The following is a 22862-nucleotide window of genomic DNA, read 5'->3' on the forward strand; positions in this document are numbered from 1 at the left end:
GCAGTGGACCACTAGTTGAATATGACGCCAGATTCAACTATACCTAGAGTTGAGATCGCGATCACCTTTCGAGAAAGCCGAGTTCGTAGTGAGAGAAGCAGTCATCGTCTCGACGGCACGCACGCCCATCGGGAAGGCCTACCGCGGCGCGTTCAACGACACCCAGGGACAGGCGCTCGCGGCGCACGCGCTCTCGCACGCCGTGCGGCGTGCCGGACTCGAGGGCGGAGAAGTCGAGGATGTGATCCTGGGGTGCGCGTTGCAGCAGGGATCCACCGGCGGCAATGTCGCCCGACAGGCCGTGATCCGCGCCGGATTGCCGGAAACGGTGTCGGGCATGACGATCGACCGGCAGTGCTCGTCGGGTTTGATGGCGATCGCCACCGCGGCCAAGCAGATCGTCTCCGACGGCATGAACATCGCGGTCGGCGGCGGTGTGGAGTCGATCTCGTTGGTGCAGAACGAGCATCAGAACAGCTACCGCGCCGCGGACCCGTGGCTGGTCGAGCACAAGCCGGCCATCTACCTGCCGATGCTGCACACCGCGGAGATCGTCGCGCAGCGCTACGGCGTCAGCCGGGACCGCCAGGACGAGTTCGCGCTGCTGTCGCAGCAGCGCACCGCGGCCGCGCAGGAGGCCGGGCGGTTCGATCAGGAGATCGTCGCGCTGCCGACCGTCAAGACGGTGACGGACAAGGAGACGGGTGAGGTGCGCCTCGAAGAGGTGACGCTGACCCGCGACGAAGGCAACCGCGCCACAACAACACTCGAGAGCCTCGCCGGGCTCAGGACGGTGCTGCCGGACGGCCAGGTGACCGCGCACTCGACCGTCACCGCGGGCAACGCCTCACAGCTGTCCGACGGCGCGTCGGCCTCGGTCCTGATGGAAGCCGCGGAGGCGCAGCGACGGGGCCTGACACCGTTGGGCCTGTACCGCGGCATCGCGGTGGCGGGCTGCGGGCCCGACGAGATGGGAATCGGTCCGGTGTTGGCGATCCCGAAGCTTTTGAAAACCCACGATCTCACCGTCGACGACATCGGCTTGTGGGAGCTCAACGAGGCATTCGCTTCGCAGGCCGTGTACTGCCGCGACGAACTCGGGATCGATCCCGAACGACTCAACGTCGACGGCGGCGGCATCTCGGTCGGCCATCCGTACGGCATGACCGGTGCCCGACTGGTCGGGCACGCGCTGATCGAGGGCAAGCGACGCGGCGTGCGATACGTCGTGATCACGATGTGCGTCGGCGGCGGCATGGGCGCCGCGGGACTGTTCGAGGTTGTCTGACAATGAAACTGGCATTGACGGCCGACGAAATCACGTTCCGCGACGAGCTGCGGGAATTCTACCGAACCGAGATCCCCGCCGAGATCCGTACGAAGGTGCGCCACGGTGAGCATCTCACCCGCGACGAGGTCGTGCTCAGCCAGCGCATCCTCAACGCGCACGGGCTCGCGACGCCGAACTGGCCCGTGGAGTGGGGTGGCCAGGACTGGACACCGACGCAGCGCCACATCTGGCACGACGAGATGCAGCTCGCCTCGGTCCCGGAACCGCTGACGTTCAACGTGAGCATGGTCGGCCCGGTGATCGCGGCGTTCGGATCGCCGGAGCTCAAACGGCGTTTCCTTCCCCCGACGGCGAATCTCGACATCTGGTGGTGCCAGGGCTTTTCCGAGCCGGAGGCCGGGTCAGATCTGGCCTCGCTGCGCACCACGGCGGTGCGCGACGGTGACAGCTACATCGTCAACGGCCAGAAGACCTGGACGACGCTCGGCCAGTACGCGGATTGGATCTTCTGCCTGGTCCGCACCGACCCGAACGCACCGAAGAAGCAGGCGGGTATCTCGTTCCTGCTGATCGACATGAACTCCCCCGGCATCACGGTGCGACCGATCGAATTGATCGACGGCAGTTTCGAAGTGAACGAGGTGTTCTTCGACAACGTCCGGGTGCCCGCGGATCAGTTGGTCGGCCAGGAGAATCAGGGCTGGGCCTACGCGAAGTTCCTGCTCGGCAACGAGCGCACCGGTATCACCGCGGTCGGGCGAACCAAAGTCGTCCTCGCCTTGGCCAAGGAACACGCGGCGCGGACCGAGCTCGGCAGCGGCACACTGCTGGGGGACCCACTCTTCGCCGCGAGGCTGGCCCAAATCGAAAATGCCCTGCTGGCATTGGAACTCACGCAATTGCGGGTGGTGTCGGGTTCGTCGGACGGCAAGCCGAATCCGGCGTCGTCGGTGCTGAAACTGCGTGGCACCGACCTGCAGCAGGCGGCGACGCAAATCCTCGTCGATATCGCCGGGCCGGATTCGCTGCCCGACGCGGCAGGTGCGGATATCACGAGCCCGCACTGGGCCCAGCGCAGCACCGCCGCCTATCTCAACTACCGCAAGACGTCCATCTACGGCGGATCCAGCGAGGTGCAGCGCAGCATCATCTCCTCGACGATCCTCGGCCTCTGAACGCAGATAGTGAGTCATCGCCATGGATTTCGAACTCGATGAAGAGCAGCAGATGCTGCGCGACACGACCCGGGAACTGCTTTCCCGCAGCTACGACGCGGAAAAGCGGAACGCGATGGTTCGCACCGAACTCGGCTGGAGCCGGGATGTGTGGGGCAAGCTGGCCGAGCTCGGCCTGCTCGGTCTCTCCTTCGCCGAGGAAGACGGCGGCATGGGCGCGGGTCCGGTGGAGACGATGGCCGTCATGACCGAAGTGGGCCGACGGCTGGCGCCGGAACCGATCCTGGACTGCGTGTTGCTGCCGGGCGGCCTGGTCGCCGAGGCGGGTACATCGCGGCAGCGCAAAGAGGTGTTGTCGCAGGTCGCTGCGGGCACGGTCCTGTTGGCCTTCGCGCACAGCGAACCCGGCCGGCGGTGGCCGTCCGCTGAGATCACCACAGTTGCTGTCCAGCAGGGTGATTCGTGGTCGATCAGCGGAGTCAAGAATCCGGTGCCGCACGGCGATTGCGCCGACCGGCTCGTGGTCAGCGCCGCGCTGCCCAACGGTGGTACCGGGCTGTTCCTCGTCGACGGGAACGTCGCCGGTCTGCTGCGGCGGCCGTTTCGGACTCACGACGGCGGGCGTGGCGCGCAGCTCGAGTTCACCGGTGCCACAGCCGAATTGCTCGGCGACGACACCGACTCGACGGCGCGCATCGAGCGGGCGGTCATCGGCGCTCAGGCCGCTCTGTGTGCCGAGGCGGTGGGTGCGATGGAGGAATCGCTGCGGCTCACGACCGAGTATCTGCGGACTCGCAAGCAGTTCGGGGTGACGCTGTCGAAGTTTCAGACACTCACCCAGCGTGCCGCCGACATGTATGTCTCGCTGGAGGCGGCCCGCAGCATGGCGCTGTACGCGACGGCGTGTCTTGCCGACGGCCGGGTCGACGCGGTGGTGGCGTCGCGGGCGAAGCTGCAGATCGGTTTGTCCGCCAAGCACATCGGGCAGGAATCCATCCAGATGCACGGCGGCATCGGGATGACCGCCGAATACCCGGTGGGTCACTACTTCGCCCGGTTGACCGCCATCGACCAGACATTCGGCGCGGCCGACGACCACCTGCGGGTGCTGAGCGCCGGGATCGCCGACTACGGAATGGTCGAGCTCTAGTCCAACCGAACCGACCTCCTTGGCAGAAGGTGCGGTCGTTAGCGGAGGAGGTCGGCCGCTCGCTCGCCGATGACCACCGCGGGGGCGTGGGTGTGGCCACGGATGATGGTCGGCATCACCGAGGCGTCGGCCACGCGCAGACCGTCGAGGCCGCGGACCTGCAGGTCGGGGGTGACGACGCTGGCGGCGTCGGTGCCCATGCGGCAGGTGCTGGTCGGGTGGTAGAGGGTGTGGGAGTGCCAGGTGAGGGCGTCCTGGAGGGTTTCCTCGACCGTCGGCAGTTCCTGTTTCGGCTGCAGGAATCGGCCGATCCGCGAACCCAGCGGCTCGGCGGTCACGATGCGATGCGCGATGCGCAGCCCGGCGAGCATTGCGGCGCGGTCGGCACCGTCCGGGTCGGACAGGTACCTGGGGTCGATGAGCGCCTTGGCCGTCGGGTCGGCGGAGGTGAGCGTGATCGTGCCGCGGCTGCGTGGTTGAAGCAGGATCGGGCCGAGCGCGATGCCGTGGCCCGGCGCGACACCGATGCCCTCGTCGTAGAACGGGGCGGGCCCGAAGATGATCTCGAGGTCCGGCAGTTCGAGTTCGGGCCTGCTGCGCACGAAGCCGTACGCCTCACCGACATTGGACGTGAGCATGCCCTGCCGCCGAGCGAGGTAGTTGAGCAGCTCCAACGGCTTCTCCGCGGCGAACAGCGTGTCGGAGTCGACGGCGAAGCCGAGCAACGAGATCAGGTGATCGGTGAGGTTGCGGCCGACCTCGGGCAGGTGGTGCACCACCGGAATGTCGTGGCGGCGAAGCTCTTCCCGGTCGCCGACACCGGACAGCTGCAGCAGCTGCGGGCTGTTGATCGCCCCGCCGCACAGCACCACCTCCTTGCCTGCGCGCACGGTGTGGGTGGTGCCGTCCTTGCGGTATTCGACGCCGACGGCCCGGGTGCCCTCGAACAGGATCCGAGTCGCCTGCGCACCGGTGAGCACCGTCAGGTTCGGCCGCTTGCGCGCGGGCTTCAGATAAGCATCCGCCGTGCTCCAGCGGGCGCCGCGCTTCTGCGACACCATGGTTTGCGTGAAGCCTTCTGGCTGCGGCAGATTGGCACGCTCCCGCTTGAACCCGGCGTGCTCGGCGGCGGCGAGGAAGTCCTCGGTCCAGTGGCGCGCGCTGCGCTGGTGCGAGATCCGCAGCGGTCCGGCGCGGCCTTCGTCGGGTTCGGCGGCGTCCTCGACGGACTCGATGCGCCGGAAGTACTCGACCACGTTCGCGAACGACCAGTCCGGGCCCGCGGCGCGGGCCCATGCGTCGTAGTCGGCCGCGAAACCGCGGACCCACATCATCGCGTTCATCGATGACGAACCACCGAGCATCTTGCCGCGCGGCCAGAAGACCTGGCGGTCACCGAGTTCGGGCTGCGGGGTGGTCAGGTAGTTCCAGTCGAGGTCGGTCTGGAACAGTTTGGAGAAGGCCGCCGGAATGTGGACGGCCTGGTTCTTGTCCTCCGGCCCGGCTTCCAGTGCGATGACGCTGGTGGCCGAGCGCTCACTGAGCCGCGCGGCGAGCACCGCGCCCGAGGAACCGGTGCCGACGACGACGTAATCGGCGATGCTGTTGTTCATCTGATTCTCCACGGAAGTCGGGCTCAGCCGCGCAGGGCCGAAGCGAAGATCTGGGGCAGGCGCAGCCAGCCGGGGTCGGCGCCGAATCCGGCGAGCAGCTTGCCCGTGCTCGCCGCGGTCTTGTTGCCGACGAACCACGGCGGCTTGGGCGAGATCGCGAACTCGCCGTGCAGCAGCGACCGCGGTGCCGGCCGGAACGGGCCGCGCACGACGGTGCGCTCCACCCGGTCGATCAGCCACGCGTTGTGCACCACACCGATGCCGCTCTGCACGTCGTCGATGGTGTGGCCGGGGAAGGCGCCCCAGGACGCGGTCGACGTCAGGTAGCCGACACCGGTCCACGCGTTGATCGCGATTGTGCCGTAGCGCAGGTCCTCGACCAGTTCGTCGAAGGCCGCACCGAGCTGCTCGATCGTGTCGGGCTTGGCGATCACGTTGACGCCGAGTGTCCCGACGAACGCGTCGTTGGCGGTGCGGGCCGCCGCCCTGGCGAATTCCGGTCCGGTTCCACGCAATTCGACCACGCCGAGCACCGGCGCGAAGTACTCCTCGGCCAGCAGCGGCTCGTCCGAGGAGGGTGCGAGCCCGGTGACCAGCAGCCGCTCACCGCTCGGTCCGAGGCGCTCGGCCCGGGGATAGGACTCGCGGGCCTTCGCGACACGATCGTCGCTGCCCGGGTAGTACGCGCGGCGGGCGGGCGCCGTCGCGAGCGCGGTGCGCACCGCGGCGAGGAATTGATCCTTCTGCGCCCAGTCGGCCGAGATGATCATGGCCTGGGCCGCGACGCAGTTGTAGCCGCCGTTGTGCAGCCGCTGGGTCGCGACGTGTTCGGCCTGGAAGGCGATGTCGGCCGCGCTCCATTCGCCGGGCAGCACGATCGTCGGTGACACGCCGCCGAGTTCGCTGGTCATCGGCTTGGTCAGTTTCGGTGTGCCCGCCTGTTTCCGTTCGGCCGCCTCGGCGCCGGTGCCCCAGACGATCGCGTCGTGGGTGCGCGCGCTGCCGGTCATGTGCACGTGGTCGACGAGGTCGTTGTCGATCAGGTAGCCGCCCACCTCGGCGCCACCGGTCAACAGCCGTACCGCGCCGAGCTCGATCAGCGGGGCCAGGATCTCGGTGAACACCGGCAGCATCGGCTCGGTGATCGGGTTGAGCTTGAGCGCGACGACCCGGTTGTGCGCAATGAGCTCGTAGAGCACGTCCAAGGGCGCGATCGAGGTGATGTTGCCCGCGCCGAGCACCGCGCCGATCCCGTGCGTTCGGGTCGGATCCAATTGGGCCAGGCCGGCATTCGCTCGCGCGGCGGCACTGCTGACGCCCCGCTGCAACCACACCTGTGCGCTGAATCCGTTGAGCAGCAACGCGTCGAACGGGCTGGCGGGCAGCACATCGACGGTGATCCGGTCGCCCGCGATGCCGAAGGTGGCGTTGCCGAGCGGGCTCTCGCCACGGGCGAGGAGGTCGAGCGTCTTCGACAGCGCGCCCAGTCCGGCGGCCATCACATACGGTCCCGAGATCCACTCCTCACCGACCAACGGCGAGGACGCCGCGAGACCCTTGATGCCGACGGCCGCGTCGACCCACTCCTGAGCGTGCCGCCCGGTGAGCTCGCGCACCTGATCCAGCAGCGCACGCCTGCCTGCCAGCGAGGTGGCCGCCCACTTCTTCTCGCCTTCGACGAGTTCGGACAACGCGATATCCACCGCGGCGAGTGCGGGCTCTGCCTTCTTGGTGACCACTTGCGATCCTCCACAATTGTTGGGACGGGTCCACGGCGCAGCGGACGAGATGGATCAATTCTGTCGCCGCCGACCCGGCGGGCACCATGTGCGCCCGTTGCGGATCGCCCCCCACCCTGGTTGTGCCCGAGCACAAAGAACCCGTGATGCGGCTCATAGGATACCTGGACGATCTAGCCATCGACGCCTAGTAAGCGCGGTTGCTACCAGACCAACCAGTTGGCATGATGTGCTCATGCACAACTTCGTGGTGGCGTGGATCACGACAGATCACTAGGCTGAAGCGATGACCGCACCACCGCCGACCACCGCAGCTGCGAGCCTGGGGCCGGCTGAGCAACTGCTCGACTCGGTCGAGGCGATGGCCGAGGAGTTGGTCGCTCGCATCGCGGGTGCGGACCGTTCCTATGCCGATCCGGGGCTGCTGACGGCCGAGGAACTCCAGCAGGCGTGCCTGGCCAACCTCACCGCGATCATCACCGCCCTGTCCGGAACCGAGCCGCCGCGGCTGCAGACCGCGCGCGCGGTCGGACGGCTCAAGGCCGAGCGCGGGGTCCCGATCGCCGCGCTGCTGCACGCCTATCGGCTCGGTGGCCGCTTGGCCTGGGAGGAACTCACCGCCCGGTCCGGCGGTCCGGGCGATCCGCGCCTGCACGACCTCGCCACCGAACTGTGGGAACTGATCGACACCTTCTCCGACGCGGCGGTCGAGGCTTATCGCGAGACCGAGATCATGCTCGCGCACGTCGACGCGCAGGCCCAGAGTCGTTTGATCCGTACGCTTTTCGACGATCACTCCGACAATCCCGCCCACACCATGACCGCGTTGCGCCGGTTGGGTCTGGCCGAGCACGGCACCTTCGCGGTCGTGTCGATCGAGACCACCGATCCCGGCGCCACCCTGCCCGGCCGATTGGACGGCGCGTTGAAGGATCTCGGTGCCAGGTCCGTGTGGGATTCACAGATCGACTCGCACACCGGGCTGCTGTCCTCGGCGACACCGCCGGCGATCGAACGGGCCGCTGCCGCGCTGGCCGAACTCGTCGCCGGACGGATCGGCATCAGTACCCCGTTCACCAGCCCGACCGCCATTCCCGGCGCGTTGACCGAGGCTCGCCTGGCCGCCCGCAGCGTCCGACCGGGAGGGCACACCGTCGTCCGGTTCGGGAGCGAGCCCGTCGCGCACCTGCTCGTCACGGTGCCCGAAGCCAGTCGGCGCGCTACCACCCAGATCCTCGGGCCCGTTCTTCGACTGCCCGCGCCCGAACGCGACGATCTGATCGCCGCGCTCGACGCGTGGTACCGCTGCCGTGGTTCGACCGCGGCGGCCGCCGAAGAGCTGCACTGTCACCGCAACACGGTGCGTTATCGTCTGCGCAAGATTCGCGACCTCACCGGACGCGACACTGCAGATCCGGTGCATTCCGCCGAACTGCATCTCGCGTTGCAAGCGGTCACCCTCCTGGGGCCGTAGCGCCGGGAGCGCGGCGCCACGCGATGAGTTTTCCCGGGTGGCCTCGTCTGCATCAATACATCCCGCAGACGACCAAGGAGAATCCGATGGCGACCACTTACACCTTCGACGTCTTTTCCAGCCTCGACGGCTACGGCAGCGTCAACGGTGGTGACTGGGGTGGGTACTGGGGCAAACAAGGACCCGAACTGCTCGACCATCGCTTGGCCCTGTTCAACGCGGAACAGCGAATGGTCTTCGGGCCCAACACCTATCGGGAGTTCGCGGAGATGATGGCCGCGGGCGACGTCGAGGAAGTGCGCGACCCCTGGGTCACCCGGATGCGCAATCTCCCGGCGACGGTGGTGTCGAACACGCTCGCGGGACCGCTCGACTGGCCGGACGGGACCATCGCACGTGGTGACGCGGTCGATGTCGTCGCCCGGCTCAAAGCGGAGTCCGACGTGCCGTTGCGCTCACACGGCAGCTTGTCGATGAACCGGGCGCTGATGGCGGCGGGGCTCGTCGACCGTGTGCAGGTGACGCTGTTCCCGGTGATCACCGGACAGACCGGTGACGACCCGATCTTCCGGGGTGCGGCCGACTTCGACCTCGAACTGCTCGAGACTCGCACGCTCGACGGCGATATCCAGGAACTGGTCTACCGGCCGACCCTGCACGGCTGAACCCACCCCTCCCCGACCGGGGCCACCTCGGTCGACGGGAGCGGCGGGAGTGCGGGATTCGCGCCGTCAGGCGGTGCCGTCGAGAACTTCGCGCAGCTTGGCCGCGAAGGCTTCGGGCTGACCGGCGTAGCCGAATTCGCCGTCGATGAATCCGCCGTGGTGGCTGGGGAAGACGGTGACCCGCTGACCGAGGAGGGTGGCAGCGGCGTCGGAGGTGCGAGCGGTTTCCAGGCCGAGGGATTCCTCGCCGACGGCGACGACGATGCGGGTCGGGGCGGCGGTGAGGGCGGCGATGTCGGGGCGGTAGTCGCTGAACGCCCAGGAGGTGTCCGAGAGCAGCGGGTCGGTGCGGGCGCCGTCGTCCTCGGCGGGCAGGCCGAACATGGCCGGGTCCGCCGGGGGCTGGGCGAAGTATTCGTCGGTGAATTCGCCTGACCAGGACGTCATCGTGATGAAGGCCGCCATCCCCGCCCCGAACCCTTTCGCCTCATAGGCGTCGCGGACCCCCGCGCGGGCGCGTTGGGCGGCGGCCGCGTCGGGGAGCAGGGCGATGAGCGGCGGCTCGTGTGCCACCAGGGTGGTGACATCGCGGGGATGCGTGGCCACCAGGGCGAGCGCGCCGATCGCGCCGCCGCTGCTGGCGAACATCTCGACCGGGCCCGCTCCGAGCGCGGTGATGACGGCGTGCACGTCGGCGGCCTGGGCGGCGGGCAGATGTTCGGTCCGGCCGTCCTTGCGGACGCTGCGCCCGAGCCCGCGCGGGTCGTAGGTGACCACGGTGCGGTCGGGGAAGTACGACGCCAGCGCGCGGAACCCGCTCGCGTCCATCGGCTGACCGATCAGCATCAACGGTGGGCGACCGTCCGCCGTTGGCAGCGGACCGTGCAGGTCGTAGGTGAGGTCTGCTTCGTCGGTTTCGAGCACATGTGCGGTCATGGTGATAAGACGCCGCGGGAGCGGGAAGTTCATCGGCGGCTACCGGCCCGGCTGATTCGGTCATGTCAGAATGCGCCCATGACCATCAAGTTCGACGCGCTCGATGCCGCCTTGCTGGCCGAGCTGGCACGGGACCCGCGGGCGCCGATCCTCGAGCTGGCGCAGCGGCTCGGGGTCGCGCGCAATACCGTGCAGGCGCGGATGAAGCGGCTCGAATCGTCGGGGGCGGTGCGCGGGTATCCACCCGATATCGACGTGCAGGCGATCGGGTTCGCGGTGCACGCGTTCCTCGGCATCGAACTCGACCAGAACAAGATGGATCCGATCATCGAGACGCTGCGCGGTTTCCCGCACGTGCTCGAAGTACACGCCACCACCGGTCGCGCCGACCTGCTGGTCCGCATCGCCGCCCAGTCGCAGCAGGATCTGCTGGAGATCATCCAGCGGGTGCACGCCATCGACGGCGTGACCCACACCGAGACCATGCTCGCCCTGGCTACCCCCATCGGGTATCGGAGCCTGCCGCTGGTCGAGCATCTGACGAACCGGGCGAACCAGCCCTGACTGTGACCCAGGTCTCCCGACCTCGAGCAGATTGACACATCCGACCCAGTGGCCCAGATCACTATTGATCAGATTGATCAACTTTTTGACTGACTGTTGACACCGATTGCCTCTCCACGGCACATTTCGCAGCACCGATAGCAAGTTTCCTTCGTTGCGCAGCTCACGATCTGGGTTGTGGAAAGTGTGGTGAGGCGTCATGACCACCGTCGTCTGTGCGACTGCCCGACCGCCGGCCGAGCAGGCAGCGCCCTACGACCTCGCCGATCGCTACCGCTCCGGCGCGGGCCCGGTGCTGCTGACCGGGGTCCAAGCTATCGCCCGGCTGCTGGTGGAACAGCACGTGCGAGATATCCGTGCCGGTCGCCGCGTCGCGACGTTCATCTCGGGCTACCAGGGCAGCCCGCTGGGCGGAGTGGACAAGATGCTGCTGGGCATGCCGGAGGTGCTCACCGAGCACGACATCACCTTCGTCCCCGGATTCAACGAGGAACTGGCCGCCACCTCGGTCTGGGGCAGCCAGGCCGACCTGCCCGCCGGTCGGCCGACCCACGACGGCGTGGTCGGCGTCTGGTACGGCAAGGGCCCCGGCGTCGACCGCGCGACCGACGCCATCCGGCACGCCAACATGTACGGCGTGAACCCGCGCGGCGGCGTGCTGCTGTTGGTGGGCGACGATCCGGCCTCGAAGTCGTCGACGGTGCCCGCGGTGAGCGAACGCTCGCTGGCCGCCATGGGTGTGCCGGTCCTGTTCCCGCGTAATGCCGAGGAGATCATCACCCTCGGCATGCAGGGCATCGCGATGTCACGGGCCTCGGGCTGCGTGGTGGCGTTGAAGATCGTCGCCGATGTCGCCGACGGGGCGTGGACGGTCGACGCGGACGTGGCCGACCTCACCGTGACAGTGCCCGAAGTGCAGTGGGAGGGAACACCTTTCGTCTACCGGCAACGGCCGATGGCGGCGCCGACCGACAGCGTGCTCGCGGAAGCGGACCTGTACGGTCCGCGCTGGGCGACGGTGCACGCCTACGGCGCGGCCAACGCCCTCGACGTCATCGAGGTGAACCCCGCCGAGGCGAAGGTCGGCATCGCGGCCACCGGCACCACTTTCGACGCGGTCCGCCAAGCCCTGCTCGATCTGGGAGTCGACGAGGCGACCATGCACCGGGCCGGAATCCGCCTGCTGCGCATCGGCATGCCGTATCCGCTCGGCACCGCCGCGCTCACCGAGTTCGCCCGCGGGCTCGAACAGTTGATCGTCGTCGAGGACAAGACCGCGTTCATCGAAACGCAGGTTCGCGAGATCCTCTACGGAACCCCGGCCGCGCCGCGCGTGCTCGGCAAACAGGACGAGCGCGGCGCGCGGCTGATGCCGGTCGACGGCGAGCTCACCGCCGGGCGACTGCTCGCCCCGCTGCGCCGGGTGCTGCGCGGGCACGTCGAGCTGAAAAGAGCCGCGCCGCCCGCACTTCCGCTGGAAGTCCTCTCGGCCAAGCGGACGCCCTACTTCTGCAGTGGCTGCCCGCACAACCGCTCCACCGCCCTGCCCGACGGGTCGATCGGCGGCGGTGGTATCGGCTGCCACACGCTGGTCACCATGTCCGGGCGCACCGACAGCGCGGTCACCGGGCTGACCCAGATGGGCGGTGAGGGCAGCCAGTGGATCGGGCAGGCACCGTTCACCGACGTGCCGCATCTGTTCCAGAACATCGGCGACGGCACCTTCTTCCATTCCGGGCAGCTGGCCATTCAGGCCTGTGTCGCGGCCGGGGTGAACATCACCTACAAGCTGCTCTGGAACGAGGTCGTCGCGATGACCGGCGCCCAGGACGTGGAGGGCGGGCTCACCGTCGCGCAACTGACGCACAAGCTCACCACCGAGGGTGTCCGCAAGATCATCATCTGCGCCGACGAACCGCAGCGGCACAACAAGCGCGCGCTGGCCAAGGGCACGGTGCTCCTGCATCGCGACCGGCTCGACGAGGCGCAGAAACTGCTGCGTGAGATCGAGGGTGTCACCGTCCTGATCTACGACCAGCACTGCGCCGCCGATGCGCGCAGGCAGCGCAAACGTGGCACGCTGCCGGTCCGCAACACCCGGGTGGTGATCAACGAGGCCGTGTGTGAGGGCTGCGGTGACTGCGGCGCCAAGTCGAACTGCCTGTCGGTGCAACCGGTCGAGACCGAATTCGGGCGCAAGACCCGCATCGATCAGACCTCGTGCAATACCGATTACAGCTGCTTGGACGGCGACTGCCCGTCATTCGTGACGGTGGAAGTCGTCCCCGACAAGGCCGAAGCCGCGCGGCGCGAGCCCAGCACTCCCCCGGTGGTGGCCGATCCCGGACTCGGCGCGCCGCAGCGCACGCAGAACGTGCTGATCGCCGGAATCGGCGGCACCGGCATCGTGACGGTGAACCAGGTGCTGGCCACCGCCGCCCTGCGGGCCGGGTACGAGGTGGAGAGCCTGGACCAGATCGGTTTGAGTCAGAAGGCCGGTCCGGTGCTGTCCCACCTGCGTTTCGCCGCAACGGAATTGGAGCCGGCCAACCGGCTCACCCCGGGCAGCGCGGACTGCCTGCTCGCCGTGGACCTGCTCACCGCCACCGATCCCCGCTACCTCCAGTACGGCGACGCGGCGAGCACCGTGGCCGTGGCGTCGACGAGCCAGACCCCGACCGGCGACATGGTCTTCGACAAGTCGGTCACCTACCCCACGACGCAAACGCTGCTGGATCGCCTTGCCACGGCGACGCATTCGATCAGTCACTTCGACGCGCTCGCGGCGGCGCTGACCCTGTTCGGGAACACGGCCGCGGCCAACTTCCTGATCGTGGGCGCGGCTGTCCAGACCGGCGGGCTTCGCCTGCCCGTCGCGGCGATCGAGGAGGCCATCCGGATCAACGGTGTCGCGGTCGATGCCACTGTCGCGGCGTTCCGGTGGGGGCGGGTCGCCGTCGCGGATCCGGCGGCGTTCGCCGCGGCGGTCGAGACCGGGCGGCCACGGCGTACTCCCCCGGTGGTGCCCGCGGAGTTGCTGGCGCACACCAGCTTCGAGGGCGAGGTGCGGCGGCTCGTGGAACTACGAGCGGCTCAGCTGATCGGCTACCAGAACGCGAAGGTGGCACACCGCTATGTCGAAACTGTCGAATCCGTCTGGGCGGCAGAGCGTTCCGTCACCGAGCGCACCGATTTCAGCGAGGCTGTCGCGCGCGGACTGTTCAAGTTCACGGCCTACAAGGACGAGTACGAGGTGGCCCGGCTGCTCGTGGACCCGGACTTCCTCGCCGACGTGCGCGCCCAGGTGCCAGGTGGCGAGAAGCTCACCTACAAGCTGCACCCCCCGATGCTGCGTGCGATGGGCCGCGACAAGAAGATCGGCCTCCGGCCGAAATCACATGTGGCACTCAAGGTTCTGGCCAAGGGCAAGTTCCTGCGCGGCACCAAGCTCGATCCCTTCGGTTACGCCCACGTCCGCAAGGTCGAACGGGAACTGCTGGCCCACTACACCGACATGGTGCGCCGACTGGCCGACGGACTGACCACCGAGAACTACGACACGGCCGCCGCGGCCGCCGCACTGCCCGATGTGGTGCGCGGCTACGAGGACATCAAACTCGGCAACGTCGAGCTGTACCGCGCCGGGCTCCGCGAGCTCGGCATCGAGTACTGACCGGGAACCTGCGACCACAACACCCGTCGCCCACATCGGCGCGACCGGAGCGCTGCACCGAAACACCTGTGGCGCAGCAACACCGCCGCATCCCCTTGACAGCAGAACATCGCCGCATTCCGCGGCACAACACTGCCGCGCACCCCCGCGGCACGACAGCACCGCCGTATTCGGGCACAACCCGTGTCGGCGGTAACCGGAAAGGAAATCGACAGTGACCGTTGCGCACACCGAGGCAGGAGTCTTCGGCCGATCGCACGAGCTCAGCGCCCGCGCCCACGAACAGGTGGTGTTCTGCGAGGACGACAGGTCCGGGCTGAAGGCGATCATCGCCATCCACTCGACCGCACTCGGCCCCGCCCTCGGCGGGACCCGCTTCTACCCGTACGCCGACGAATCCGCGGCCCTGCAGGACGTGCTGCGACTGTCGTGGGGCATGACCTACAAGGCCGCGGCGGCGGGGGTGGATCTCGGTGGCGGCAAAGCGGTGATCATCGGCGACCCGGCCACGCTGAAGAGCGAGGACCTGCTCGCCGCCTACGCGCGCTTCGTCGAAACCCTCGGCGGGCGCTACATCACCGCCGGCGACGTGGGCACCGACACCGACGATCTGGATGTCATCGGCAGGCACACCCGCCATGTCACCGGCCGCAGTGTCGGCGCGGGCGGCAGCGGTGACAGCGCTCGGCTGACCGCGCTCGGCGTGTTCCACGCGATGCGGGCGGGTGCCGAATTCGTGTGGGGCGCACCGACACTGGCCGGTCGCACGGTCGGCGTCGAGGGCGTCGGCAAGGTCGGCCGCGAACTCACCGCTCTGCTGCTCGCCGACGGCGCCGAGGTCTGCGTGACCGATGTGAACGAGGCGGCGCTGCGGCGCGTCACCGACGAACTGCCCGCCGTTCGGCTGCTGTCGGCGGTGTCCACCGCCCCGGTCGACGTGTACGCCCCGTGCGCCATGGGCGCCACGCTCACCGCGGACAGCGCCGCGACGATCGAGGCGAAGCTGATCTGCGGCGCGGCCAACAACCAGCTCGCGACACCGGAGATCGAGCAGGCGCTCACCGATCGCGGAATTCTCTGGGTGCCCGATTTCGTCGCCAACGCCGGTGGCCTCATCCAGGTGGCCGGTGAGTTGCGCGGCGCCGCGCAGGCCGAGGTCGAAGCCGAGGTCGCCGACATCTACCCGCGCTGCCGCGAGATCATCGCCGCCGCCGTCACCGAGGGGATCGGGACCGGTGCCGCCGCCAACCGCTTCGCCGAACGCCGCCTCGACGCCATCCCGCGGTCGCTCTGATGGCGAGCAAGAGCGGCCTGTTCCGCACCAAGTCCGTCGAGCAGTCGATCCGCGATACCGATGATCCCGATGCCAAGCTGAAGAAAGATCTGACGGCCAAGGACCTGACGGTCTTCGGTGTCGCGGTGGTGATCGGCGCCGGTATCTTCACCCTCACCGCGCGCACCGCGGGCACGGTGGCGGGACCGGCGGTCTCACTGGCCTTCGTCTTCGCCGCGATCGCGTGCGGGCTCACGGCCCTGTGCTACGCGGAGTTCGCCTCGACCGTGCCGGTGGCGGGCAGCGCGTACACGTTCGCCTACGCCACCTTCGGTGAGGTGATCGCCTGGATCATCGGCTGGGATCTGATCCTGGAGTTCGCGCTCGCGGTCTCCGTGGTCGCCAAGGGCTGGTCGCAGTACCTCGGCGAGGTGCTCGGGTCGTCGGCTCCGGTGGTGCATCTGGGCTCGGTGACCTTCGACTGGGGCGCGGTGCTGATCATCGCGGTGGTCGGCGTGCTGCTGGCCACCGGAACCAAGTTGTCGTCGCGGGTCTCGGCCATCGCCGTCGCGATCAAGCTGGGTGTGATCGCGCTGGTGCTGGTGGTCGGCGCGACCTACTTCAAGCCCTCGAATCTGACGCCCTACATCCCGCCCGCGCAACCGTCGGCCAAGGCCGAGGGGATGCACCAGTCGCTGTTCGCCTTCCTCACCGGCTCGGGTGGTACCAGTTACGGCTGGTACGGCCTGCTCGCCGCGGCCAGCCTGGTGTTCTTCGCCTTCATCGGCTTCGACGTGGTCGCCACCACCGCCGAGGAGACGCGCAACCCACAGCGCGACGTCCCGCGCGGCATCCTGGCCTCGCTGGCGATCGTGACGGTGCTCTACATCGCGGTCTCGGTGGTGCTCACCGGCATGGTGTCCTACACCGAACTCGCCGACGGCAATGCCACACTCGCCACGGCTTTCGCCATCCACGGCGACACCTGGGTGAAGAACATCATCGCCATCGGCGCCCTCGCCGGGCTGTCGACCGTGGTGATGGTGATGTTCCTCGGCCAGACGCGGGTGCTGTTCGCCATGGCCCGCGACGGTCTACTCCCCCGCGGTCTGGCCAAGACCGGCAAGAAGGGCACGCCGGTTCGGCTGACCGTGCTCGTCGGTGTGGTCTGCGCGCTGCTGGCCGGATTCGTCGATTTCGGCACGCTCGAGGAAATGGTCAATATCGGCACGCTGGTCGCCTTCGTCATGGTGGCGATCGGAGTGCTGGTGCTGCGCCGCACCCGCCCGGATCTGCCCCGCGGATTCCGCGTCCCGTTCGTCCCGGTGATCCCGATCCTCGGCGCACTGGCCTGCCTGTGGCTGATGGTCAACCTCTCGATCGAGACCTGGCTGCGTTTCGTGATCTGGATGGCTCTCGGTGTCATCGTCTACTTCGCCTACGGCCGCAGACACTCGATCCTCGGTCGCGGACAACCGCAACCCGCGGAACCGGAGTTGACGCCGGTTCGATAGACCCGCTGCCTGCGTAACAGGCCCGGCGATTCCACCGAATCGCCGGGCCTGCTGCTGTTCGGTCAGAGGGTCAGCTGATCAGCCGCGGACGTGAGCAGGTCGATGAGGTCGCGGTCGTGCACGGGCAGGCGACCGGTCTTCCCGATCGCGGCCAGGGCGCCGGTGATGGTGCCGTCGGCGGTGCGAATCGGGACGGCGACGGCGCTGCGGCCGAGGCGGCATTCGTTCACCTCGACGGCGATGCCGTGCGCGCTGACTCGGCGCAGTTCCGCGGCGAGGTCGGCGGGTGTGGTGATGGTGCAGGTGGTGACCTTGCGCAGCGGCCTATCGGCGGCGAATTCGGGGTGCCGCACCATCAGCATCTTGCCGATCGCGGAGGCGTGTGGATAGCTGACCAGCACCTTCTCACCGCTCAGCTCGTGGTCAGGGTCCTTGTCGATCATCCTGATCCGACCCTCGGCGAAGGAGGCGAGGTGGATGCCGAAGCGCAGCTGGGCGCGCAGTTCGCCGAGGATCCGGTGGTTGCCCGCGGTGGGCTCGGGAGTGGCCGCGCCGGCGAGTTCGCGGGTCCGGCGGCCGAGAGCGAAGCCGGACAGGTCCTCGATGCGCACCAGGTAGCCATCGGCGACGAGGAGGTTCAGGAGGCGGTACGCGGTGGCGGGGGCGATGCCGGTCTGCGCGGCGATGTCCTTCGCGGTGGCACCAGAGCCCAAACGCGCCACCGCTTCGAGCAGGGCGAGAGCCTTTTGGACGGCCCTCGGCTCGTGTCCGGTCGGGCCGTCGCGGCGGGTCGTCGTTGTCACCGTTCGCCGCGGTCCGCCCCTACCAGGGCCATCGCGCCGCGGGCGTTGACGGCGAACACCCCGGCACCCGGCAGCACATCAGCGGACTCGGGACTGTCGAAAATACCCATGGCCGTGAGACTTTCGGGCCGGTTATCCCGCAGATACCGGTACCAGGCGGCACCGACCAGCAGCACCGCGAGCGCCGTCGCCGGCGCGACCACCACACCGTCGCGCGCATCCGACACCGTGAGACAGACGAGGACCGCGGCGAGCACGCCACTGCCGATCCACCCGGCGCAGCGGTCTACCCGGCTCAGCTCGCGAATACGGCCGAGGAACAGCACAGCGCACACCGCGACCATGATGTAGGCCAGCGCGAGCGCGGTGCGCATGACGGTCTTGGCCGCGGCGGGCACACCGTCGACAGCGACGAAACCCCACCCGGCTGCCGCGACGATGCCGACGATCACCACCAACGCCACGTGCGGCGTCCGCAATCGCGCGCCGACCCGGCTCAGAATCCGCGGCAGCACACCCTCCACGCTCATCGAATACACCAGCCGCGACGCCGCATTCGACGAAGCCATCGACGATCCGAGCCACGAACACGTCAGCCCCGCGTCGAGCAGGATCACCACGAGCAGGCTCGACCCACTCGCGGTGCCGTGCAGATACGCGTTGACCACTGCCCCCGCGTGCCCGGACCAGGCCGCCCACGACGCGAAGATGAACAGCGCCCCGCACAGCACCGGCGTGAGCAGCACGGTGCGGGTGACGGTGACCAGCGGACGCCGCGTCTCCGGTGCGAAGAAGGTGGCGCTCTCGAAGCCGGCGAGCGCGAACAGCGCCGACATCGTGATCGCCAGCACCGCGGGCACATTCGGAGCGGCCGGAGTGATCGCCACCGCGGGCCCCGACACCAGCATGAGGCCGATGATGAAGGCCAGCGAACACACCTCGACGGCCAGAATCGCGAGCGCGGCGAACCGCACACCCCGCACGAGCACCGCCCCGACCAGCACGGCGATGCCGAGATAGACGGCCCCGATCTGCCAGCCGCGCAGCGTGATTCCGAGTTGCGCCGCCAAGGCGAGCGCAGTCTGCGACCCGTGATACATCGTCAGAGACGCACTGCCAAGGTACTTCACGAGCATCCCGACACCACAGGTCAGCGCCGCGCGCGGTCCGGCGCCATGGCTGACGAAGGTATAGAGCCCGCCCGCCGCGGACAGGCGCCGGGTGAACTGCGCGACGCAGTACGCGATCAGCGTGATGACGAGGGTCGCGACGACGATCGTCACCAGGCCGGGCAGCGCGACGTTGTGGGTGAGCATCGTGACCGGCAACAACACCATCGACGCGGCGGGCGCGGTGGTGGCGATCGACTGGCCGAGCAACGCCGGACCCGAGAGTTGTCTGCGCCCCAGCGCACGCAACGGCGACACCGCGGGTCGCTCGGGTTCCCCAGCCGCGAACGACCGCGCGACCGCGTCGGCCAGTGCCGTCACCACACACCTCCCAGCTTTGTCAGTGCGGGCGAGAGTATCCAGAGCTCGTTTCGGCGGTATTGCGGGCACGAGTCGGCGCGGTGCGCACCGAGCGAGAAAGTGCCCGCGCCGGTCTCACTCGCTGATCGGTGAACGTTTTCCACGGCGTAGCGGCACCGACCCATCGTCGACGGAGGCTGTCGCAGAACGAACAGCGCGGCGGACGGAGCTCACCGATGGCAGTCACCAGAAGATCATTCATGCAGAGTCTCGGCATCACCGGTGGTGCGGGCCTGGCCTACGGCGCGATGTCGACCCTCGGCCTCGCGCCCGCGACGGCGCAGGTGTCGTTCCGCTCGCCTGCCATGGGCGACCTCATCGGCAAGGCCGGGGGTGGGGCGAAGGTGGCGATCCTCGGCGGCGGGCCCGCGGGGCTGTGTGCGGCCTACGAGCTGGGGAAAGCAGGGTACGACGTGACGCTGCTCGAAGCGCGCAAGCGTGCCGGTGGGCGGGTGTGGTCGGTGCGCAACGGCACCACCGAGACCGATCTCAACGGCGAAACCCAGAGCTGCACCTTCGCCGAGGGGCACTATTTCAACCTGGGCGCCACGCGAATTCCCCAGGGCCACATCACCCTTGACTACTGTCGCGAACTCGGCGTCGAGATCCAGCCGTTCGGCAATCAGAATGCCAACACCCTGGTCAACTACCAGAGCAGCACCTCGATCTCCGGACAGTCGGTGCAGTACCGCGCGGCCAAAGCCGATATGTACGGCTACATGTCCGAGCTGCTGCAAAAAGCCGCGTCGCGGGGCGCACTCGACGATGTGCTCTCCGGTGCGGACAAGGAAGCGCTGTCGTCGTTTCTGCGCGATTTCGGCGATCTCTCCAGCGACGGCCGCTATCTCGGCTCGACCCGGCGCGGCTACACCGCCGAACCCGGCGCAGGCCTGAACTTCGGCGAACAGCCGAAGCCGTTCCCCATGTCCGACACGATCCGCAGCGGTCTCGGCCGCAACTTCAGCTTCGAATTCGGCTACGACCAGGCCATGATGATGATGACCCCGGTCGGCGGCATGGACCGCATCTACACCGCCTTCCAGCGCGAAATCGGCAACGAGCGAATCCATTTCGGCGCCGAGGTGTCGGCGATGAAGAACACTCCCGACGGTGTGCGGATCGAATACACTCAGGACGGCGCGAACAAGTCCCTCGATGCCGACTACTGCGTCTGCACGCTGCCGCCCAATCTCGTCGGCCGCCTCGCCAACAACCTGCCCGCCGATGTACTCGCCGCGCTGAAGGCCGCGATCCCGGTGTCCTCCGGCAAGCTCGGCATCGAATACTCGCGCCGCTGGTGGGAGCTCGACGACCGGATCTACGGCGGCGCGAGCAACACCGACAAGGACATCGCGCAGATCATGTTCCCCTACGACCACTACAACGGTGACCGTGGCGTGGTGGTCGGCTACTACAACACCGGCAAGCGGCATCAAGCCTTCGAATCACTGTCGCACCGGCAACGGGTGGCGAAAGCCGTCGATGAGGGCGCGGCGATTCACGGCGACAGGTACCGCCGCGACATCGCCTCGTCGTTCTCCGGCAGTTGGCGGCGGACGAAGTACTCCGAGGGCGCGTGGGTCGGCTGGTCAGGCAGCAATTCCCACGGTGGCGAGGCCACCCCTGAATACACGAAACTCCTTGCTCCCGTGGAGCGCATCTACTTCGCCGGTGACCACCTGTCCAACGCGATCGCCTGGCAGCACGGCGCCTTCACCTCCGCCCGCGATGTGGTGACCGCCCTGCACGCGCGCGTCGCCGCCTGAATCCCGCACCCCGACAAGGAGTATCGACCATGAAGACAACGACCGCCCTGGCCGTGACGACCCTCGCCGCGCTCGCCCTCACCTCCTGTTCCGCCGAGCCTGCCGAGTCGAAGCCACCCGGCGCACCTAGTACATCGGTTCTCGAAGCAGGACAGGCGAATCCGATGATCGCCCAGGGCGTGACGATCGCCGCCGACGCCGCCGTCTACAAGTCCAGTGGCCTCGGCCCCACCGCGACCAACAAGGCGGCTCCCGCCGGTAGTCCCGAATCCTTCATCGACACACAGCAATTCGCGGACGCGAAACTGCCCGCGGGCGTCACCGTCACCGAAGCACAGGGCATGTCGGTGCTGGCCAGAATTCGAGAGAATCTCGAAGCCCAGGGCCTGACCCTGGACAACGTCATCACCATGCGTGTGTTCCTCGACAATGCCCCCGGCACCGACCGCGCCGACTACGCCGGTTGGAACCGCGCCTATCGCCAATTCTTCGCCAACACGAACCTCACCACCGGCGACACCGAGCTGGTCCCCCTCGGCACCGCGGCCCCGGCCGCACCCTTGGTCCGCAACGCGGCACGGCCGAGCCGCTTCGCCCTGGAAGTAGCGAGTCTGCCGGTCGCCGGGTGGCTGGTCGAAGTCGAAGTCGACGCGGTGTATCCGGCGAGTAAGTGAGTCGGCTCGACTGACGAATTACCTGGTCAGGGTCGCGTCCGGCCGGTGCGATAGCTCACGTTCCGACAGCCTGTGGCACTGAGTGCCAACCCGGGGTGAAATAATCCCCGGGACAGCCAGGGCAATGCGATGTTGGGAGTTCTCCAGTGGAGTTGATCGGTGTAATCGGTGGCGGCACGATGGGCGCGGGGATCGCGGAGGTGTGCGCCAAGGCGGGCAGCTCCGTGCTCGTGCTGGAGACGAAGCCCGAGTTCGCCGAGGCCGCGCGGCAGCGGATCGCCACCTCCATCGGCCGTGGCGTCAGCAAGGGCAAGATCACCCAGGACGACGCCGACGCGGTGCTCGCGCGGGTGCGGGTCACCCTGGACATGGACGAGTTCGCCGATCGCGACCTGGTGATCGAGGCGGCGCCGGAGATCGAGGCGCTGAAGTACGAGATCTTCGGCAAGCTGGACAAGATCGTCAAGCCCGAGGGCATCCTCGCCACCAACACCTCCTCGATCCCGGTGATCAAGGTGGCCGGGGCCACCGAGCGGCCCGAGCGGGTCGTCGGCGTGCACTTCTTCAACCCGGTGCCGGTGATGCCGCTGGTCGAGATCATCTCGACCCTGGTGACCGCGCCGGAAACGGCCGCGGCCGTCACCGACTACGTGAAGAACACCCTCGGCAAGATGGCCGTGCAGGCCGGTGACCGCTCCGGGTTCATCGTCAACGCGCTGCTCATCCCCTACCTGTGTTCGGCGATCCGGATGCTCGAGTCGGGCTACGCCACCGCCGAGGACATCGACGCGGCGATGAAGGGCGGCTGCGGCTACCCGATGGGCCCGCTGACGCTGCTCGACACCGTCGGCCTCGACATCGCCCTCGCCGCGTCGGAGTCGCTGTACGCCGAGTTCGCCGAGCCGCACCTCGCCCCGCCCGCGCTGCTGCGCCGGATGGTCGACGCGGGTCGGCTGGGTCGCAAGACCGGACGCGGGTTCTACGACTACGCGAAGTGATGCGCTGTCCCGCAGGAGCGTGTGC

The 22862-nt window shown here is 68.2% G+C and carries 17 protein-coding genes; 12 read left to right on the top strand and 5 right to left on the bottom strand.

Features of this window, described 5'->3' with window-relative positions; all coding sequences use genetic code 11:
* The first annotated feature begins 88 nt into the window (after positions 1–88).
* Genes ACLJPD_RS02460 through ACLJPD_RS02470 form a run of 3 tightly spaced genes read left to right on the top strand, consistent with a single transcriptional unit; the run spans position 89 to position 3616 of the window.
* On the top strand, positions 89–1288 hold the full coding sequence (locus tag ACLJPD_RS02460; protein ID WP_410870048.1) for an acetyl-CoA C-acyltransferase: 1200 nt from the start codon (positions 89–91) through the stop codon (positions 1286–1288).
* Positions 1289–1290: 2 nt separating this feature from the next.
* On the top strand, positions 1291–2466 hold the full coding sequence (locus ACLJPD_RS02465; protein ID WP_410870049.1) for an acyl-CoA dehydrogenase family protein: 1176 nt from the start codon (positions 1291–1293) through the stop codon (positions 2464–2466).
* A gap of 22 nt (positions 2467–2488) precedes the next feature.
* Positions 2489–3616 (top strand): acyl-CoA dehydrogenase family protein, encoded by a 1128-nt coding sequence (locus ACLJPD_RS02470; protein WP_410870050.1) that lies wholly within the window; start codon positions 2489–2491, stop codon positions 3614–3616.
* A 38-nt stretch (positions 3617–3654) separates the two neighbouring features.
* On the opposite strand, the gene ACLJPD_RS02475 is transcribed toward ACLJPD_RS02470, so the two are convergent.
* Positions 3655–5229, bottom strand: a complete 1575-nt coding sequence (locus ACLJPD_RS02475; RefSeq protein WP_410870051.1) for a GMC family oxidoreductase — start codon at positions 5227–5229, stop codon at positions 3655–3657.
* A 23-nt stretch (positions 5230–5252) separates the two neighbouring features.
* Positions 5253–6968 (bottom strand): aldehyde dehydrogenase family protein, encoded by a 1716-nt coding sequence (locus ACLJPD_RS02480; RefSeq protein WP_410870052.1) that lies wholly within the window; start codon positions 6966–6968, stop codon positions 5253–5255.
* 286 nt (positions 6969–7254) lie between these two features.
* Between ACLJPD_RS02480 and ACLJPD_RS02485 the strand changes: the two genes are divergently transcribed.
* Together ACLJPD_RS02485 and ACLJPD_RS02490 are read left to right on the top strand one after the other, a co-directional pair.
* Positions 7255–8442: a PucR family transcriptional regulator gene (locus tag ACLJPD_RS02485; protein ID WP_410870053.1), complete on the top strand. Its 1188-nt coding sequence runs from the start codon at positions 7255–7257 to the stop codon at positions 8440–8442.
* Positions 8443–8528: 86 nt separating this feature from the next.
* The gene (locus tag ACLJPD_RS02490; protein ID WP_410870054.1) at positions 8529–9107 is read left to right on the top strand and encodes a dihydrofolate reductase family protein; all 579 of its coding nucleotides are present in this window, start codon (positions 8529–8531) and stop codon (positions 9105–9107) included.
* A gap of 66 nt (positions 9108–9173) precedes the next feature.
* On the opposite strand, the gene ACLJPD_RS02495 is transcribed toward ACLJPD_RS02490, so the two are convergent.
* On the bottom strand, positions 9174–10043 hold the full coding sequence (locus ACLJPD_RS02495; RefSeq protein ID WP_410870055.1) for an alpha/beta fold hydrolase: 870 nt from the start codon (positions 10041–10043) through the stop codon (positions 9174–9176).
* Positions 10044–10121: 78 nt separating this feature from the next.
* On the opposite strand from ACLJPD_RS02495, the gene ACLJPD_RS02500 reads away from it, so the two are divergent.
* The 4 genes from ACLJPD_RS02500 (at position 10122) to ACLJPD_RS02515 (ending at position 17067) form a co-directional block, all read left to right on the top strand.
* Positions 10122–10607 carry an Lrp/AsnC family transcriptional regulator gene (locus ACLJPD_RS02500; protein ID WP_410870056.1) on the top strand — a complete coding sequence of 162 codons (486 nt, stop codon included), beginning with the start codon at positions 10122–10124 and terminating at the stop codon, positions 10605–10607.
* Positions 10608–10806: 199 nt separating this feature from the next.
* Entirely contained in the window at positions 10807–14280 is a 3474-nt protein-coding gene (locus tag ACLJPD_RS02505) for an indolepyruvate ferredoxin oxidoreductase family protein (protein WP_410870057.1), read from the top strand.
* Between the two features lie 214 nt (positions 14281–14494).
* On the top strand, positions 14495–15574 hold the full coding sequence (locus tag ACLJPD_RS02510) for a Glu/Leu/Phe/Val family dehydrogenase (RefSeq protein WP_410870058.1): 1080 nt from the start codon (positions 14495–14497) through the stop codon (positions 15572–15574).
* Positions 15574–17067 (top strand): APC family permease, encoded by a 1494-nt coding sequence (locus ACLJPD_RS02515; protein ID WP_410870059.1) that lies wholly within the window; start codon positions 15574–15576, stop codon positions 17065–17067. Before ACLJPD_RS02510 ends, ACLJPD_RS02515 begins: the two co-directional genes overlap by 1 nt.
* A gap of 62 nt (positions 17068–17129) precedes the next feature.
* On the opposite strand, the gene ACLJPD_RS02520 is transcribed toward ACLJPD_RS02515, so the two are convergent.
* Both ACLJPD_RS02520 and ACLJPD_RS02525 read right to left on the bottom strand, forming a co-directional pair.
* The gene (locus ACLJPD_RS02520; protein WP_410870060.1) at positions 17130–17870 is read right to left on the bottom strand and encodes an IclR family transcriptional regulator; all 741 of its coding nucleotides are present in this window, start codon (positions 17868–17870) and stop codon (positions 17130–17132) included.
* The gene (locus ACLJPD_RS02525) at positions 17867–19360 is read right to left on the bottom strand and encodes an APC family permease (RefSeq protein ID WP_410870061.1); all 1494 of its coding nucleotides are present in this window, start codon (positions 19358–19360) and stop codon (positions 17867–17869) included. Before ACLJPD_RS02525 ends, ACLJPD_RS02520 begins: the two co-directional genes overlap by 4 nt.
* Before the next feature lie 239 nt (positions 19361–19599).
* Here ACLJPD_RS02525 and ACLJPD_RS02530 point away from each other — a divergent pair, with 239 nt between their 5' ends.
* The 3 genes from ACLJPD_RS02530 (at position 19600) to ACLJPD_RS02540 (ending at position 22837) form a co-directional block, all read left to right on the top strand.
* Positions 19600–21165, top strand: coding sequence for a flavin monoamine oxidase family protein (locus ACLJPD_RS02530; RefSeq protein ID WP_410871897.1), 1566 nt, complete (start codon positions 19600–19602; stop codon positions 21163–21165).
* Between the two features lie 29 nt (positions 21166–21194).
* Complete coding sequence (locus ACLJPD_RS02535; protein WP_410870062.1) at positions 21195–21839, top strand: Rid family hydrolase; 645 nt, start codon at positions 21195–21197, stop codon at positions 21837–21839.
* A 146-nt stretch (positions 21840–21985) separates the two neighbouring features.
* Positions 21986–22837, top strand: a complete 852-nt coding sequence (locus ACLJPD_RS02540; RefSeq protein ID WP_410870063.1) for a 3-hydroxybutyryl-CoA dehydrogenase — start codon at positions 21986–21988, stop codon at positions 22835–22837.
* Positions 22838–22862 lie beyond the last annotated feature (25 nt).

The organism is Nocardia sp. A7 (assembly GCF_046549215.1).
Classification (GTDB): Bacteria; Actinomycetota; Actinomycetes; order Mycobacteriales; family Mycobacteriaceae; genus Nocardia.